Source organism: Pseudomonas bohemica (assembly GCF_002934685.1).
Classification (GTDB): domain Bacteria; phylum Pseudomonadota; class Gammaproteobacteria; order Pseudomonadales; family Pseudomonadaceae; genus Aquipseudomonas; species Aquipseudomonas bohemica.
In genome coordinates this window covers 1-15,773 of sequence record NZ_NKHL01000085.1, presented here as the reverse complement: position 1 = coordinate 15,773, position 15,773 = coordinate 1, and the positions used below count along the sequence as shown (strand labels likewise).

Sequence of the window (15,773 nt, the reverse complement as noted above, 5' to 3'; positions counted from 1 at the left end):
GCAGATTCAATACACGCCCTGCCATGAAACGCCTTCACCACAACCGCCCTAGCGATACAGCACGCTTGTGAACCCGGGCTGTCGATTAACAAGTATTACCCCGTCAGAAAAACATTGTTACGGTTTTCGCAACAGTCATTTACCAAAATGACTGGATGCAATAGTCAGTAACACATCTATGATTGCTCTTGGCGTGAAAAAGATGACCAGCGGTCATGGTAGCTCCCCGCCTAGCGTGCGCCTTTCGCATGCTGGCTTGCCAGAGACCTGATGTCACACCCGCGCCGCAGGAATGCCCGCTCGACACCTCGCCTGTCGAGCCAACCCGTGAGACACACTTACGACCCCGCCTGTTCGCGGACCATGCTCGTGCTGGCCCCTTGAACAGTCGCGTTCGCAGGAGCCTTGAATGACAGAGAAATCCAAAGGCCTGACCCGCCGCCAGTTGCTGAAGTCCTCGGCAACCACGCTGGCCGTCGGTGCTGCCGCCACGGCCAAGGCCGCTACCGTTGTCGGGGTTCCCGCGTGGGTGCCTTTCGACCATAACGGTCCGATGCACTACGACACCCCCGGCTGGCAATTTTTCACTGCCGCCGAGGCCAGCGCGGTGGAAGCCATCGTCGCCCGGCTGATCCCCGCCGACGACCTGAGCGTCAGCGGCAAGGACGCCGGTTGCGCGGTGTTCATCGACCGTCAGTTGGCCGGCGAATACGGCACCTTCAGCCGCCTTTACATGCAGGGTCCTTTCGAGAAAGGCACGCCGATGCAAGGCGATCAGTCGGAGCTGGTGCCACGCCAGCGCTATCGCCTGGGCCTGGCCGGGCTTGAAGGTTATTGCCAGAAGCAGTACCAGAAGAGCTTCAGCGCCCTGGCGCCCGAAGAACAGGACAAGGTGCTGACCGGCCTGGATAAAGGCGAGATCGCCCTCGACGGCATCGACGCCAAACTGTTTTTCCAGCAAGTGCTGGGCAATACCATGGAAGGCTTCTTTGCCGACCCGGTCTATGGCGGCAACCGCGACATGGTGTCGTGGAAAATGATCGGCTTCCCCGGTGCCCGGTACGACTACCGCGAGTATATCGGTCTGCATAACCAGAAGCTGAACCTGGTGCCGCTCTCCATTTCCGGCAGCTCCGCCTGGACCAAGAAGGGTTAATTCGACATGGCAAAAAAATTACCTTCCACGGATGTCGTGGTTGTCGGGCTCGGCTGGGCCGGATCCATCATCGCCAACGAATTGGCCGATGAAGGACTGAAGATTATTGGTTTCGAACGCGGCCCCTGGCGCGATACCGCCGCAGACTTCAACGTTGCATCGGCGGCCGACGAACTGCGCTACAACCGTCGTCAGGACCTGATGCTGCGCACGCGGCAAAACACCACGACCATTCGCAACAGCGTCACCGAGACAGCGCTACCAATGCGCAGCTGGGGTTCTTTTCACCCCGGCAACGGCACCGGCGGCGCGGGCAACCACTGGGCGGGCATCACCTTCCGCTTCCAGCCTCATGAATTCCGTCTGCACAGCTACCTGACCGAACGCTACGGCAAGGAACTGTCACCGGAACTGACGCTGCAGGATTGGGGCACCGACTGGGAAGAAATGGAGCCGTTCTACACCAAGTTCGACCGCCTGGCCGGCGTTTCGGGCAAAGCCGGCAACATCAAGGGGGTGATCCAGGAAGGCGGCAACACCTTCGAAGGCGCGCGTTCCGAGGAATACCCCAACCCGCCGACCGAGCAAACCTACGCTCCGGTGCTGTTCGCCGAAGCCGCTAAGAATCTTGGCTACAAGCCGTTCCCGGTGCCGTCGGCGCTGGTCTCGCGGCCCTACGTCAACTCCCTGGGCGTGGCCATGGGCCCGTGCACCTATTGCGGGTTCTGCACCAACTACGGTTGCGCCAACTACTCCAAGGCCAGCGCCATCACCACCGTTCTACCGGTGCTGATCCGCAAACCGAACTTCACCGCCATGACCAACTGCGAAGTCCTGCGCGTGACCATGGACAGCAGTGGCAAACGCGCCACCGGCATCGTCTACATGGATTCCAACGGCGAAGAATGGGAACAGCCCGCCGACCTGGTGGTGATCAGCGCCTTCATCTTCGAAAACGTGCGCCTGATGCTGCTGTCCGGTGTCGGCCAGCCGTATGACCCGGTCACCAACACCGGCACCACCGGCCGCAATTACGCCTACCAAACCGCCAACAGCGTGCGGATGTTCTTCGATGACAAGAACTTCAACCCATTCATTGGCGGTGGTGCCATCGGCATGGGCATCGACGAGTTCAACAACGACAACTTCGACCACTCGGGTCTGGGTTTCGTTGGCGGCGGCAGCACCCGGGTAACGCCCATCGGCGCCGCGCCCATCGACTCGCGCCCTCTCCCACCCGGCGCGCCCGCCTGGGGATCGGAGTGGAAGAAGGCCACGGTCAAGAACTACGCCAGCACCATGTCCATCGGCTGTGAGGCGAGCAGTTACGCGACCCGCACCAACTACTTGTCCCTGGACCCGACCTACAAGGATCCGCACGGCCGTCCGCTGCTGCGCATTACCTTCGACTTCCCGGAGAACGATCGCAAGATGGCCGCGTACGTCACCGGTAAGGTCGGTGAAATCGCCAAGAGCATGAACCCGCGGCAGATGGTGCCCAGCGCCCAGACCGGCCACTGGAACAGCTCGCCGTATCAGTCCTCGCATATCGTTGGTGGCTTCATCATGGGCGCCGATCCGAAGAACAGTTCGGTCAACAAATACCTGCAGGTGTGGGGTGTGCCGAACCTGTTCGTGGTGGGCTCATCGGCGTTCCCGCAGAACCCCGGCTACAACCCGACCGGCACCGTGGCGGCGCTGGCATTCAAGGCGGCGGATGCCATCCGTACCCGCTACCTCAAGCGTCCAGGGGAGATGATCAGCGTATGAAGACTCTTCTGACTGTTTGTGCGGGTGTTATCGGGCTGTCCGTGTCGATGGCGCATGCTGCGACCGGCGCCGATTCCTACAATCTGGTGGAAAAAGGTCGTTACCTGACCACCGTCGGCGACTGTACGGCGTGTCACACCTTGCCGGGTAAACCGCTGTTTTCCGGTGGCGTGGTGCTCGATACGCCGTTTGGCAAGCTGCTTGGCGCCAACATCACCCCTGACCCGGTCAATGGCATCGGTCGCTGGACGTTCGAAGACTTCCAGAACGCCATGTCCAAGGGCCACGGTCTGGACGGCAAACGCCTGTACGGCGCGATGCCGTTCACCGCGTACACCAAGGTGCTGCGCGAGGACAACCTGGCCATTTTCGCCTACCTGAAAACCGTCGAGCCGGTGGACACCAAGGTCGAAACCAACCAGCTGCCCTTCCCGTTCAACGTGCGTACCAGCCTGATCGGCTGGAACCTGCTCAACTTCAAGGAAGGCGAATTCAAGGCCGATCCGCAGAAGTCCGAGCAATGGAACCGCGGCGCGTACCTGGTCGAAGGCCTCGGCCATTGCGGCACCTGTCACACGCCGAAGAACCTGACCGGGGGTGACAAGAGCGATCAGTTCCTGATGGGCGCCAACCTGCAGAACTGGGTCGCGCCGAACATCACCTCCACCGGCCATGACGGCCTTGGGGCGTGGAACGAGGACGACATCGTCAAGTACCTGAAGACCGGCGCCAACCGCTTCGACATCGCCTCGGGGCCAATGGCCGAAGAGGTCGAGCATTCGTCGCAGCACTGGAACGACCAGGACCTGATGGCCGTTGCGGTCTATCTGAAAGACGGCGCCAAGCCGGTAGACGCGGCCAAGCCGGTCGCGGCCACCGATGCGTCGATGGTGGCAGGCAAGGCGATCTATGCCGACCGTTGCTCGGCGTGTCATACGCCAACCGGTGAAGGCGCAGCCAACCTCTTCCCGAAACTGGCCAAGGCCCCGCTGATCAACAGCAACGACCCGTCGTCGCTGATTCGCGTGGTGTTGTCAGGCAGTCGTGCGGGCGCCACCGACGCAGCGCCGACCGCCCCGGCCATGCCAGCATTCGGCTGGAACCTGTCGGATGACAACGTCGCTGACGTCTTGACCTACGTGCGCAATACATGGGGTAACGCCGCGCCTGCGGTGTCCAGCGCCGACGTGAAAGACGTGCGTGAGGCGTTAACGCCGAAGTAATCGCCGCCCGTTGAAAAAATGCCCGGCCCCAGTAATGGGGTCGGGCATTTTTTATGGGCTGGCACTCTGCAGCAGCAGGGCTTGCCAGCGGTGGCGCCCCTGGATCGAGTCCGCAGTCAGATGCAACCGCCCCGCCGCCTTCGCAGTCTTCTGCTATCACTGATGCTCAAACACCCATCACGCAGAGGCCACGCTCATGCCGCACTTGCTCTATATCGAAAGCTCGCCCCGCAAACAACGCTCCGCTTCCATCGAAGTCGCCAAAGCGTTCATCGATGCCTGGCAGGCTCAGCACACCATCGCCACGGTGGACACGCTGGACGTGTGGAATGAACCCCTACCGGAATTCGACGGCGCCGTACTGGAGGCCAAATACGCCGGGATTCAGGGTGTCGAACGCACGCCGGAGCAGAAAGAAGCCTGGGCGCAGATCCGCGAACTGGCGCAACGCTTCATCAAGGCCGACATCATTCTGTTCGGCGTGCCGATGTGGAATTTCGGCATCCCCTACAAGCTCAAGCACCTGATCGATGTGGTCAGCCAGAAAGACCTGTTGTTCAGCTTCGATGAGCGCGGCCTGAACGGCTTGCTCGATGGGCGCAAGGTGGTGGTCGTCGCTGCCCGCGGCGCACCGCTGGACCGCGCCGAGCACCAGGTTGCCTACCTGACGACGTGGAGTGAAATGGTCGGCATCGATGAGCAATTCAACATCATCATCGAGAAGACCCTGCTTGGCCCCGACGTCGATGCCGAGTCGCGCAAGGCGGCGACGCTGGCCGCCGTCGAGCTTGCCGCCACGCTATGACTGGTCGAGGGTTTCGGGCATTCGAGCTTGGCGCGCCTCGAGGATTCGCGCCAGGTTCTGCTCGATCCAAGTGGTCAAGCCGTCGACCTGCAGGGCCACCTCCCGGCCCATGGGCGTGAGGGTGTATTCGACATGGGGCGGCACCACGGGTAACGCCTTGCGGTCGACGAAACCGTCCTGCTCCAGGCTCTGTAGGGTTTGCGACAACATCTTCTCGCTGACCCCGCCAATCTTGCGCCGTAACTCGCTGAAACGGTGCATCCCGCCCAGCAGCACCACCAGCACCAGCACGCCCCACCGGCTACAGACGTGATTGAGAATCTCGCGAGAGGGGCAATCCCGCGCCAGAACTTCACCCAGGCGGATGCGTTCGAGCAGCGAGACGTTCTCTGCGGAGGGGGTAACAATATCGCTCATGACACTTACCTTTTTGTACGTACTTACGAAAGGTTAGCATGCCCTCTATGCTGAGCACACATTCACTACCACTGAGGAACATCATCATGATCGTTATCACCGGTGCATCGGGTCAGCTCGGCCGTCTGGTCATCGAGCAACTGCTGGAAAAGGTCCCCGCTTCGCAAATCGTCGCTGCCGTGCGCAGCCCTGAAAAAGCCAGGGATCTGGCGGCCCTCGGCGTGCAGGTTCGCAAGGCTGATTATGCGCAACCCAATACCCTGGAAAGTGCCTTCGTCGGCGCGGAAAAGATTCTGCTGATCTCCTCCAGTGAAGTCGGCCAGCGCGTGGCACAGCATAAGGCAGTGATTGACGCCGCCAGGCATGAAGGCGTCAAGCTGCTGGGCTACACCAGCGTGCTGCATGCCGACACGTCGTTGTTGGGACTGGCCGAAGAACATCGCCAGACCGAAGAAGCACTCAAGGCGTCCGGCCTGCCTTCAGTGGTACTGCGCAACGGTTGGTATCACGAAAACTACACGGCCGGCATTGCTGGCGACCTTGCCCACGGCGCGCACTTTGGCAGCGCCGGTGACGGACGAATCAGTTCCGCCGCCCGTGCCGATTACGCTGCGGCCGCCGTCGCAGTGCTGACGGCCAGCGCGCCTCAGGCGGGCAAGGTATACGAGCTGGCCGGCGACACTTCCTATACCCTCAGTGAATTTGCGGCGGAAGTTTCGCGTCAGGCCGGCAAAACCGTGACCTACACCGATTTACCTGAGGCACAGTACAAGGCCGCGCTGTTGCAAGCCGGGTTACCCGAGTTCGTCGCCGAACTCTTGGCCAACTCCGATGCAGCAGCAGCCAAGGGCGCGCTGTTCGATGACGGGCGGCAGCTGAGCACCTTGATCGCCAGGGCGACGACGCCGTTGGCGACGAACGTCACCAGTGTTTTGCAGTCCTGACCGTGCCCTGTCGCAGCACGGTTTGCCGGCGGTAGCGGTGAGACTATCATCGCCGGCAAGCCGTCCTGCTACAGGCGTATCCGCGTTGCAGCCGCCGCTGTTCGCCGCAAAACAACTGAATGATCGGCTCGAATCACGGTCGGAGCTTATGGACAGCGCATTAAGCACTGGATAAGGAGCTTCGAATGAACAGCAAATCGCTCATCGCAGGTCTGGCGATTCTGAGCTGCGTTTCGCTCAGCAGTTTCGCCGTACGCGCCGACGACGCACCAGCGCAGACCGTTCAACCCTCCAAAGACAACAAAGACGATCTGGAAAAAGGCTCGCGCGTGCCTGAAAAATTCCAGCGCAAAGGTGAAGCGATCCACAACTGGAAGGCCAAAGGCCTGCACGAACCGGCCAAGGAAAGCCAGTGGGTACAGATCAACGACAAATATGTGCAAGTGCAAACCACCAACGGTCAGATCACCGACATTGTCCCGGTGAAGAAAGCCCCGGTGAAAAAATAACGCTGCCCACAGACAGCGAAACGGCCCTGGAAGCGGGCTGACCGAAGGAAAAGCAGAAGGAGTTGATGATGATGAACCTGAAAACATTGATGGCCTGTGCGGCCGTGATGACCTGCCTGGCCGGCACCAGCCTGGGTGTCCAGGCAGCCGAGGCGACCTCCAGCAAAACCGTTCAGGCGGAGACGACCAACAAACACTTCAAGGTGGGTGACACCGCGCCCGACCTCTACAAGCAGGAACGCGTCGGCATCAAGGACTGGCAGAAAAAGGGCCTGACGGCGCCAAAGGAAAACACCCAGTGGGTGCAGATCAGTGACAAATACGCGCTGGTGGAGATCGACAACGGCAAGATTCTCGACATCGCACCCGCCAGGAAATAACCGCAGCGCACCTCTTCAGTGCCCGACATCGCTCGGGCACTCATCCCCCTCCTGCTCCTCCATCAGCCCGGCCGCTCTGGAACGGGGCTGACACAGACCCTGGCAACGATAAAAAATCCACGCTCGATGACGAGAAAGGTTGGACGCTAACGATTTCCGACTTTAATCTTGGCCGCTTGTTTCAAGGTGTATCCTTACACGCCTATCGTCAGCGCTTCCGCTTCAAAAAGCCAAGGCCGAGGTCCGATGTCTTCCGTTTTGAATGTCCTGTTGCCAATCTTCGCCTTGATCCTGGTCGGGTATCTGTGTCGTCGCACCAATCGCCTGGGCCCTACCGCCGCGTCGGAGATCAACCGTATGGTGGTCTGGCTCTGTTTGCCGGCGCTGTTATTCACCGCGACGGCGACCGCCACCTGGGCGCAGATCTGGCACCCCGGCTTCGTGCTGGTGTTCACCCTTTCGACGATGGTGATGTTCGTCGTCACCTTGCTGCTGCGGCGCAAGAAGGCCGGGCATTTCGCCGATGCCAGCATCGATGCCTTAAGTGCTTCTTACGCCAACACCGGGTATATCGGCATTCCGCTGTGCGTGATGGTGCTGGGCCAGAGTGGCCTGGAGCCCGCGCTGATCGCTTCGCTGCTGGTGGTGTGCGTGCTGTTCGGCATTGCACTGGTGTGCATCGAAATCGGCTTGCAGAGCGAAGCCCATGTGCACCGCATCGTGATCAAGGTGCTGGGGGCGCTGGCGAAGAACCCGCTGGTGGTGTCGCCGATTCTCGGGGCGTGCTGGGCGTCAACCGGGATGCCGCTGCCGGGCGCCCTGGACAAGTTCCTGAATCTGTTGGGCGCTGCGACCACGCCGTGTGCGCTGATTTCCCTGGGTTTGTTCCTGGCCCAGAAACAACAAGGCCCACGCCACGGCACCAGCCTGTTGGTGTTGATCAAACTGATCGCCCACCCGCTGCTGACCTGGTTTCTGGCCTTCAAGGTGTTTCACCTGCCGCCGCTGTGGGCCAACTCCGCCTTACTGCTCAGTGCACTGCCCACTGGCACCGGGCCGTTCATGCTCGCCGAATACTACAAGCGTGAGGCCTCTGTGGTGTCCAGCACCATCCTGATTTCGACCCTGGGATCGCTGGTGACGTTGTCGCTGTGCATTTATTACATCAACGGGTGAATCAATATCAGGTGAAGCTAACGCCCTGCAGGAGGCGCTGGCTCGCGATAGCGCACGTCCAGTGACTACCGCGCCCGCTGAACGGGAGTTACCGCGGGCCAGCGCGCTCCTACAAATCATGCGCGATCAGACAAACATCCCACCCGATGCCTCGATGCGCTGTGCGGTAATCCAGCCGCCGCCCTCGCCCAGCAACATCGAAACCGCCGCGCCGATATCATCCGGCAGACCGGCGCGCCCAAGGGCCGTATTGGACGAAATCCAGGCATTCACCTCTGGATTGTCACGCACGGTACCACCACCAAAGTCAGTCTCGATCGCACCGGGAGCCAGTGAATTCACGGTGATGTCACGCGGCCCCAGTTCATTGGCAAGGTAGCGAGTCCAGACCTCTATAGCCCCTTTCATCGAAGCATAAGCGGCATAGCCGACCGGCGAGAAACGCGCCAGACCGGAAGAGATATTGACGATCCGTCCGCCGTTGGCAATCAGCGGCAACAGTTTCTGCGTCAGAAAAAACGGCCCCTTGAAATGCACGTTCATCAGCTGATCGAACTGAGCCTCGGTGGTCTCGGCGCAGCTGGCGTACAAGCCGATGCCGGCATTGTTCACCAGAAAATCGAAGCGCTCGGCCTTGAAATAGGCCCTGAGCAAAGCCGACACCTGGGTCGCGAAGTTCTCGAAAAGGCTGCTGTCATCGACGTCCAGTTGCAGCATTTTTGCCTTGCCGCCCAGCGCTTCGATTTCCTCTACCACGCTCCGCGCTTCCTGATCACGGCTGTGATACGTGCCGATGATATCGACGCCCTGGCGTGCCAGATGCAGCGCGGTGCTCTTGCCCAAGCCACGGCTGGCGCCGGTAATGATCGCGATTTTGTTACCCATGATTGCTACCTCCAGTGGCTGTATTCAGTCAGTGAGCAGCACTGTATTGTTCGCCATGCTTCCCGATAAACCCGCCTGTCTCGATATGACTGATCGACATCGGCGAACAATGGATCTAACACCATGAATAAACTCGATCTGCTCAAGACCTTCGTCCGGGTCGCGGAGCTTTCCAGCTTCACCCTTGCCAGCGATGCGTTGGGGCTGCCGCGCTCCAGTGTGTCCGAGCAGATTCGCGCCCTTGAGCAGTTGCTCGGCACCCGTCTGCTGCAGCGCACCACGCGCAAGGTCCAGACCACCCCGGACGGCCAGGCGCTGTACGAACGCAGCAAGGATCTGCTGGCGCAAATGGATGAACTGGAAAGCCTGTTTCGGCAGGACAATGCCGTGCTCAGCGGGCGCCTGCGGGTCGACATGCCGACGGCTGTCGCGCGCAGGCTGGTGATGCCACGGGTGAGTGATTTCATTGATCGGCATCCGCTGATCGAACTGGAAATCAGCAGCACCGACCGTCGGGTCGATCTGGTGCGCGAAGGTTTCGACTGCGTCATGCGCGTCGGCGAGTTGCCGGACACCACGCTGGTCGCGCGCAAGGTCGGCAACTTCCGCATGATCAATTGTGTAAGCGTCGATTACGCCGAGCGCTTCGGCGTGCCACAGACCCTGGAAGACCTGCAGCAGCACCGGCTCATCAACTATGTCTCGGCCTTTGGCGCAAGCCACCCCACGTTCGAATATCACCGCGACGGCAAGGACCATCAGGTGCCGATGCCCAGCAGCATCACGGTCAATTACATCGAAGCCTACGAGGCCGCTTGCCTCGGCGGCCTGGGTATCGTGCAGATACCGCGCCTGTCCAACGTCTATCACCTGCGTCGCGGCGAACTGGTGGAAATCCTCCCCGACTACCAGCCTGCACCGATGCCGGTTTCATTGCTCTATGCCCATCGTCGGCACCTGCCACAGCGCTGCCGGGTGTTCATGGACTGGCTGGAAAACCTGTTGCTCGAATACGGCGTGACTGCCTGATTCCCTGCCGCTGAAAAATATGTGTGAAGGCCTGTAACCGTTTTTGGATCTGCAGCGAGCTACTTCTCGGTTCTGATGCACAGCGTGTGCTGACACGCAGATCCCGGGGCCCATGATCGGCAGGTTGGCGTAGACACAAAATGGCACGACATCACACTCGCGCTCATTTCTACCTCGAACTAACGTTCGGACCTGTCGCACGGCGTGACCTCACGCAGGTGCTGCAAACATCCTCAATCAGGTAACTGGAGATCCACATGAACAACCTCAAACTCGCCGCCGTCGCTCTGGCCTTCGCTTCCATCGCCACCGGGGTCAACGCAGCTGAAACAGGTTCGGCCCCGGCCATGGAAAAATGCTACGGCGTGTCCATGGCCGGCAAGAACGACTGCAAGGCCGGCGCTGGGACCACCTGTGCAGGCACCTCGAAAACCGACTATCAGGGCGACGCCTGGAAGAATGTCCCGGCGGGCACCTGCACCTCCATCAAGACGCCGCACGGCACCGGCTCGCTGACCCCGATGTAACCGGTCACACGCGAAAAGCTGAACGGTAAAACACATTGCAAGGGCAGGCGTCGATCATGAACACATCACTCACACTGGGTGCCGGACTGGGCCTCAAGGCCGATCACTACGAGGCGGCGTATGACTGCGCCGCTCGGGGTCTCTGGTTCGAAGTCCATCCGGAAAACTACATGATCGACGGCGGCCCTCGCCTGGCGTGGCTGGAGACGATCGGCAGTCGCCATCCGCTTTCGTTGCACGGTGTTTCCCTGTCCCTGGCGGCAGATTGCGCGCCCGACAGCGAACACCTCAAGCGGCTCAAGGCCCTCGCCGAACGGGTTCAGCCAGCCCTCATTTCCGAGCACCTCGCCTGGTCCACCTGGCGGGGGCAATACCACGCCGATCTGCTGCCCTTTCCTCGCACCGAGGACGCCTTGCATCGGATCATCGATAACATTCAGCGCACGCAGGAATGTCTCGGGCGCCGGATCGCCATCGAAAACCCGAGCCATTACTTGCAACTGCCTGGTCACCAGTTCAGTGAAATCGAGTTTCTCGCCGAGCTGAGCAGCCGCAGCGGTTGCGGTCTGTTGCTGGACATCAACAACGTGTTTCTCAGCGCCCACAATATGGGTTACGACGCCAACGCCTATGTCGATGCATTTCCGAGTGACGCGATCATGGAAATTCATTTGGCCGGACACAGCGTCGATCCCGGCGGCACGTCGCTGTTGATTGATTCCCACGATGCGCCGGTCGCAGAGCCGGTGTGGGCGTTGTATCGGCGGCTGATTCGACGCGTGGGTCCACGACCGACGCTGATCGAGCGCGACGAGCATATCCCGCCTTTCGGCGAGCTACTGCTGGAGCGGGACCGGGCGCAGTCGCTGCTGGAGGCATCGCCGTGCGACTGAGTGCGTTTCAGGACGCCTTCGTCGAGGCGCTGTACGACCCCGAGGGGGGTTGCCTTGGCCTGCCGACCGAACAACCCGGCTTCACGGTGTACCGCAACACGGTGATGAAGGGCGCGGTGGATGCGCTTCTCGCCAATTTCCCCACCGTAGAGCGCCTGGTCGGCAGGACTTGGTTGGGTGCCGTTGCAGCGATCCATGGGCGACGGTCCGTTCCTGTCGACGCCCGGTTGCTTTATCACGGCAGTGAATTCCCGGGGTTTCTCGATCATTTCGAGCATGCGCAGGCATTGCCTTATCTGGGCAACGTGGCACGGCTCGACCTGCTATGGACCCAATGCCACACGGCGGTTGATCAGCCCGGTATCGACGTCACACGGATCGCCAGTCTTGCCCGCGAACGATTGGCTTCGCTGAAGCTCACGCCACGGGCGGCGGCACGTTGGGTGTGGTTCGCCGATCAGCCGGTGTTCAGCATCTGGCGCCATAACCGTGAAGGGCTACAAATGCCTGAACAGCTCGACTGGCACGGTGAAGGTGCCTTGCTGGTGCGCAGCGGCGGCGCTGTCAGCTGGCAGGCGCTGGACATCGGCGGCTGTGCATTCCTTGACGCCTGCGCCATTGGGCAACCGCTGGCGCAAGCCGCCCAACACGCCAGCGACATTCAGCCGTCGCTGGACATTCTCGAACTGCTTACCCGATTGGTCCGCGCGGATGTGTTCGCCGCGACCGATCCTTCTTGATCCATTGGAGAACGCCATGGACGCCTTACCTACCCAAACCCCCTGTCAACATTCGCCACGATCGGTCTGGAATAGCCTGGCCGATCGCCTCCATCTTTTGATCACCGATTCCTGGCTGTCGTTGTTGGCACGCCTTGCCATCGCCGGGATATTCCTGATGTCGGGAAGGACCAAGGTCGAGGGTTTCCTGACTGTCACCGACAGCACCTATTACCTGTTCAGCAATGAATACAAACTGCCACTGATCCCGCCGGACATCGCCGCGCATATGGCGGCGTATGCCGAGCACCTGTTCCCGGTGCTGCTGATACTGGGACTGTTCACGCGGTTATCGGCCTTCGCCCTGCTGGGCATGACGCTGGTAATCGAGATCTTCGTCTACCCCGATGCCTGGGCCACTCACCTGAGCTGGGCGGGGTTGTTGCTGATCATCATTGCCAAGGGCGGTGGAGCGCTGTCGCTGGATCGCCCGTTGGGTATCCGTTAAATACCGCCCCAGCCGTAAAGCGCGCTTGCCCGCGAATGCGATAGATCAGAGGCCCCTGAGGGGTCTGCAGATGCGTTCGTGGGCAAGCGCGCTCCTACAGTTGGGCAAACATGCGCATGCCCTGCTGTTCAGCACATCGGCACGCAATCCGCCTGGCTGATCGTCAGCGTCGCCGGACTCTCCCTTGGCTGGTGAACTGGCGGCCATCGGCTGGGAGTGCGGAACTCGTGCTCCTGAAAGCGCAGGCTGGCGCCGGCGGTGACGTCCGTGAGATCGCTGCCGCCGGCAAGCCGGACTGCTACAGGAAAAGCGCGTCTACGCTAAATCCCCGTACGCCGCAGAACGTGTGGGCGACGTCGGAGGTTACGACGGCAGCGAATGCGGTGGGCCAATCACAAATGCGTTATCTGACATCCCTCGCTCGCCAGCAAGCTGGCTCCTACAGCAGATTGGGGGATGTAACGAAGAATTGCGTTCAGCCGAGAAATGCGAGGGGCGTCAGCTCCAGCCAGCGAGCTTTTGCTTTTCTAGCGCAATAGTTCAGGCGATACAAATCGCGACTTGGCTGCAGGCCAAACCAGGAGCAAAAGCCCTTGGTCACTTGGCGCTTTTTTACAAGTGACTCGCTATAAGAGCGAAACCACTCGGATATTCACCCAAGCCCAAGCAGCCACCCACAAAAAACCACCGCACAAAGGCGGTGGTTTTCTTGAGAAGCGTTCACTTCACTCCAGCTCAAACCTTAACAACCCAACCCGCAGGCCCTTCGATCTCGCCGGACTGAATCCCCGTCAGCTCCTTGTACAACCGCTGAGTCACGGGCCCCACCTCAGTCTCACTGTGGAACACGTGCAACTTGTCCTTGTAACTGATCCCGCCAATCGGCGTAATCACGGCCGCCGTACCACAAGCGCCGGCTTCCTTGAACTGATCCAGCTTATCGATGAAGACCTCGCCTTCCGTGACCTTCAAGCCCAAACGGCTCTCGGCCAACTCGATCAACGACAAGCGAGTAATTCCCGGCAGCACCGACGGAGACTTCGGCGTAATGAACTGATCATCATGGGTAATCCCGAAGAAGTTGGCCGAACCCACCTCCTCGATCTTCGAATGAGTCAGCGGATCGAGATAGATCGCATCGGCAAAACCATGCTTCTTGGCCTCGCTGCCCGGCATCATGCTCGCTGCGTAGTTACCACCCACCTTCGCAGCACCCGTGCCTTGCGGCGCCGCGCGGTCGTAGCTGGAAATCACGAAATTGTGCGGCTTCATCCCGCCCTTGAAATAAGGGCCGACCGGAATGCAGAACACCGAAAAGATAAACTCCGGCGCTGCACGCACGCCGATATTGTCGCCCACGCCGATCACGAACGGACGCAGGTACAGCGCACCGCCGGTGCCGTACGGAGGAATGAAACGCTCGTTGGCGCGCACCACTTCCTTGCACGCCTCGATGAACTGTTCGGTCGGAACGTGCGGCATCAGCAGACGCGAGCAGCTGCGTTGCATGCGCGCAGCGTTCTGGTCCGGGCGGAACAGGTTGATCGAGCCGTCTTTGGCGCGATAGGCCTTAAGGCCCTCGAAACACTGTTGACCATAATGCAGCGCGGTCGAGCCTTCGCTGATATGCAGCACGTTGTCTTCGGTCAGGGTGCCTTTGTCCCACTCACCGTCGCGCCAGTGAGCCAGGTAGCGCTTGTCGGTCTTGATGTAGTCGAAACCCAGCTTGTCCCAATTAATGCTTTCGTTACCCATGACACCCTCTATTTCCTGGCCAGCGCGCCCGGCGTTCGCGGAGCTGGCGTTTCATCAAATATGGTCGTGAAGGCTCGGCGGAGGAACTGGCCTTCACCGATGTTGCGCCATATTACTGATTTTTTGCCGGACAAACCGCCTCCGACGCTCGCGACTCGAAAAAGAACTGCCGGCGCGTCGCAAGCCGTCCTTAAAAGCGCTTCAAAAAAAACCTCCAACCTGCGAATCTGGCAGCCGTTCCCGTTGATCGAGGTGCAGGCGATGCTCAGGAAAGTCGCAGACCAGTGGTATTCGCTGGAGAAGATCGATGACGCCATCACGCTGATCACCGAACCCCACGTCACGCCCTGGCTGCGCTGCAACATCTGGCACATTCGCGGGCGTGACCAGGATGTAGTGATCGACACCGGCATGGGCATCTGCAGTTTGCGCGAAGCGGCGAAAAACCTGTTCGGCCAGCGCATCAGCGCGGTGGCAAGCCATGTACACCTGGATCACGTCGGTTGTCATCACGAGTTCGACGAATGCCTGGTGCACAGTGCCGAAGCAGACGGACTGCGCGGTTCGGATGGCTATTTCACGCTGGTCGAAGCGGACTTCGATCCCACTGATTTCAGCCTCGCGACTCTTGGCGGCGAACGGCTGGGGCCAATCATCAGTGCGCTGCCCTCCCCTGATTACGATCTCGACAGCTGGAAAATCCAGGCCGCCAATGTCACTCGCACGCTGGAAGAAGGCGATGTGATCGACCTGGGCAACCGACATTTCGAGGTGCTGCATCTGCCCGGACACTCCCCCGGCAGCATCGGCCTCTGGGAAGCGTCGACGCAGACGCTGTTTTCCGGCGACGCCATTTATGACGGCGAACTGCTCGACAACCTCGCTCACTCCTCGATCGACGATTACGTGCGTACCATGCAGCGCCTGCGCGGACTGCCCGCGCGCGTGGTTCACGGCGGCCACTGTAAGAGCTTTGGCCGCGATCGCCTGATTGAGCTGACGGACGCGTATCTGAAGAAATTCGACTGAATCGATCTCGAGGATCGAAACCTTTGGCAGCACGGCTTGCCGGCGGTG

Annotated in this window: 17 protein-coding genes; 14 read left to right on the top strand and 3 right to left on the bottom strand. The window is 60.4% G+C overall.

The genetic code is table 11. The features are described 5' to 3' along the window. Positions 1-409 precede the first annotated feature (409 nt). The 4 genes from CE491_RS04950 to CE491_RS04935 all read left to right on the top strand — a co-directional run bounded on the left by CE491_RS04950 (position 410) and on the right by CE491_RS04935 (position 4,954). Entirely contained in the window at positions 410-1,156 is a 747-nt protein-coding gene (locus CE491_RS04950) for a gluconate 2-dehydrogenase subunit 3 family protein (RefSeq protein ID WP_110947246.1), read from the top strand. 6 nt (positions 1,157-1,162) lie between these two features. Further along, positions 1,163-2,926, top strand: a complete 1,764-nt coding sequence (locus CE491_RS04945; protein ID WP_110947245.1) for a GMC family oxidoreductase — start codon at positions 1,163-1,165, stop codon at positions 2,924-2,926. Then, the gene (locus tag CE491_RS04940) at positions 2,923-4,149 is read left to right on the top strand and encodes a c-type cytochrome (RefSeq protein WP_110947244.1); all 1,227 of its coding nucleotides are present in this window, start codon (positions 2,923-2,925) and stop codon (positions 4,147-4,149) included. The genes CE491_RS04945 and CE491_RS04940 overlap by 4 nt, the downstream gene beginning before the upstream one ends. Before the next feature lie 196 nt (positions 4,150-4,345). Then, the gene (locus tag CE491_RS04935; protein ID WP_110947243.1) at positions 4,346-4,954 is read left to right on the top strand and encodes an FMN-dependent NADH-azoreductase; all 609 of its coding nucleotides are present in this window, start codon (positions 4,346-4,348) and stop codon (positions 4,952-4,954) included. Here the strand turns inward: CE491_RS04935 and CE491_RS04930 are convergent. Next, positions 4,949-5,371 (bottom strand): winged helix-turn-helix transcriptional regulator, encoded by a 423-nt coding sequence (locus tag CE491_RS04930; protein WP_110947242.1) that lies wholly within the window; start codon positions 5,369-5,371, stop codon positions 4,949-4,951. The two genes, CE491_RS04935 and CE491_RS04930, sit on opposite strands and share 6 nt — an antisense overlap. Before the next feature lie 86 nt (positions 5,372-5,457). Between CE491_RS04930 and CE491_RS04925 the strand changes: the two genes are divergently transcribed. The 4 genes from CE491_RS04925 (at position 5,458) to CE491_RS04910 (ending at position 8,380) form a co-directional block, all read left to right on the top strand. Further along, positions 5,458-6,315 (top strand): SDR family oxidoreductase, encoded by an 858-nt coding sequence (locus tag CE491_RS04925; protein ID WP_110947241.1) that lies wholly within the window; start codon positions 5,458-5,460, stop codon positions 6,313-6,315. Positions 6,316-6,500: 185 nt separating this feature from the next. Next, positions 6,501-6,824 (top strand): RcnB family protein, encoded by a 324-nt coding sequence (locus tag CE491_RS04920; protein ID WP_110947240.1) that lies wholly within the window; start codon positions 6,501-6,503, stop codon positions 6,822-6,824. Between the two features lie 68 nt (positions 6,825-6,892). Next, positions 6,893-7,204: an RcnB family protein gene (locus CE491_RS04915; protein ID WP_234407516.1), complete on the top strand. Its 312-nt coding sequence runs from the start codon at positions 6,893-6,895 to the stop codon at positions 7,202-7,204. Positions 7,205-7,450: 246 nt separating this feature from the next. Next, positions 7,451-8,380, top strand: a complete 930-nt coding sequence (locus CE491_RS04910) for an AEC family transporter (protein ID WP_110947239.1) — start codon at positions 7,451-7,453, stop codon at positions 8,378-8,380. Positions 8,381-8,506: 126 nt separating this feature from the next. Here CE491_RS04910 and CE491_RS04905 read toward each other — a convergent pair whose 3' ends face one another. After that, on the bottom strand, positions 8,507-9,265 hold the full coding sequence (locus tag CE491_RS04905) for an SDR family NAD(P)-dependent oxidoreductase (protein ID WP_110947238.1): 759 nt from the start codon (positions 9,263-9,265) through the stop codon (positions 8,507-8,509). A gap of 123 nt (positions 9,266-9,388) precedes the next feature. Between CE491_RS04905 and CE491_RS04900 the strand changes: the two genes are divergently transcribed. The 5 genes from CE491_RS04900 (at position 9,389) to CE491_RS04880 (ending at position 12,941) form a co-directional block, all read left to right on the top strand. Beyond that, entirely contained in the window at positions 9,389-10,294 is a 906-nt protein-coding gene (locus CE491_RS04900) for a LysR family transcriptional regulator (RefSeq protein ID WP_110947237.1), read from the top strand. A 257-nt stretch (positions 10,295-10,551) separates the two neighbouring features. Next, positions 10,552-10,821: a BufA1 family periplasmic bufferin-type metallophore gene (locus CE491_RS04895; RefSeq protein ID WP_110947236.1), complete on the top strand. Its 270-nt coding sequence runs from the start codon at positions 10,552-10,554 to the stop codon at positions 10,819-10,821. A gap of 56 nt (positions 10,822-10,877) precedes the next feature. Further along, on the top strand, positions 10,878-11,714 hold the full coding sequence (gene bufB, locus CE491_RS04890) for an MNIO family bufferin maturase (RefSeq protein WP_110947235.1): 837 nt from the start codon (positions 10,878-10,880) through the stop codon (positions 11,712-11,714). Continuing rightward, complete coding sequence (locus CE491_RS04885; protein WP_234407515.1) at positions 11,705-12,454, top strand: HvfC/BufC N-terminal domain-containing protein; 750 nt, start codon at positions 11,705-11,707, stop codon at positions 12,452-12,454. Before bufB ends, CE491_RS04885 begins: the two co-directional genes overlap by 10 nt. A 16-nt stretch (positions 12,455-12,470) precedes the next feature. Then, positions 12,471-12,941 (top strand): DoxX family protein, encoded by a 471-nt coding sequence (locus CE491_RS04880; RefSeq protein ID WP_110947234.1) that lies wholly within the window; start codon positions 12,471-12,473, stop codon positions 12,939-12,941. A gap of 735 nt (positions 12,942-13,676) precedes the next feature. On the opposite strand, the gene CE491_RS04875 is transcribed toward CE491_RS04880, so the two are convergent. Then, positions 13,677-14,696 carry a branched-chain amino acid aminotransferase gene (locus CE491_RS04875; RefSeq protein WP_110947233.1) on the bottom strand — a complete coding sequence of 340 codons (1,020 nt, stop codon included), beginning with the start codon at positions 14,694-14,696 and terminating at the stop codon, positions 13,677-13,679. 261 nt (positions 14,697-14,957) lie between these two features. On the opposite strand from CE491_RS04875, the gene CE491_RS04870 reads away from it, so the two are divergent. Then, the gene (locus CE491_RS04870) at positions 14,958-15,725 is read left to right on the top strand and encodes an MBL fold metallo-hydrolase (RefSeq protein ID WP_110947271.1); all 768 of its coding nucleotides are present in this window, start codon (positions 14,958-14,960) and stop codon (positions 15,723-15,725) included. The last annotated feature ends 48 nt before the right edge of the window (positions 15,726-15,773 follow it).

Coding starts and splice junctions, on each gene's coding strand:
- CE491_RS04950 (WP_110947246.1), top strand. CDS start 410: ATGACAGAGAAATCCAAAGGCCTGACCCGCCGCCAGTTGCTGAAGTCC.
- CE491_RS04945 (WP_110947245.1), top strand. CDS start 1,163: ATGGCAAAAAAATTACCTTCCACGGATGTCGTGGTTGTCGGGCTCGGC.
- CE491_RS04940 (WP_110947244.1), top strand. CDS start 2,923: ATGAAGACTCTTCTGACTGTTTGTGCGGGTGTTATCGGGCTGTCCGTG.
- CE491_RS04935 (WP_110947243.1), top strand. CDS start 4,346: ATGCCGCACTTGCTCTATATCGAAAGCTCGCCCCGCAAACAACGCTCC.
- CE491_RS04930 (WP_110947242.1), bottom strand. CDS start 5,371: ATGAGCGATATTGTTACCCCCTCCGCAGAGAACGTCTCGCTGCTCGAA.
- CE491_RS04925 (WP_110947241.1), top strand. CDS start 5,458: ATGATCGTTATCACCGGTGCATCGGGTCAGCTCGGCCGTCTGGTCATC.
- CE491_RS04920 (WP_110947240.1), top strand. CDS start 6,501: ATGAACAGCAAATCGCTCATCGCAGGTCTGGCGATTCTGAGCTGCGTT.
- CE491_RS04915 (WP_234407516.1), top strand. CDS start 6,893: ATGATGAACCTGAAAACATTGATGGCCTGTGCGGCCGTGATGACCTGC.
- CE491_RS04910 (WP_110947239.1), top strand. CDS start 7,451: ATGTCTTCCGTTTTGAATGTCCTGTTGCCAATCTTCGCCTTGATCCTG.
- CE491_RS04905 (WP_110947238.1), bottom strand. CDS start 9,265: ATGGGTAACAAAATCGCGATCATTACCGGCGCCAGCCGTGGCTTGGGC.
- CE491_RS04900 (WP_110947237.1), top strand. CDS start 9,389: ATGAATAAACTCGATCTGCTCAAGACCTTCGTCCGGGTCGCGGAGCTT.
- CE491_RS04895 (WP_110947236.1), top strand. CDS start 10,552: ATGAACAACCTCAAACTCGCCGCCGTCGCTCTGGCCTTCGCTTCCATC.
- bufB (WP_110947235.1), top strand. CDS start 10,878: ATGAACACATCACTCACACTGGGTGCCGGACTGGGCCTCAAGGCCGAT.
- CE491_RS04880 (WP_110947234.1), top strand. CDS start 12,471: ATGGACGCCTTACCTACCCAAACCCCCTGTCAACATTCGCCACGATCG.
- CE491_RS04875 (WP_110947233.1), bottom strand. CDS start 14,696: ATGGGTAACGAAAGCATTAATTGGGACAAGCTGGGTTTCGACTACATC.
- CE491_RS04870 (WP_110947271.1), top strand. CDS start 14,958: ATGCTCAGGAAAGTCGCAGACCAGTGGTATTCGCTGGAGAAGATCGAT.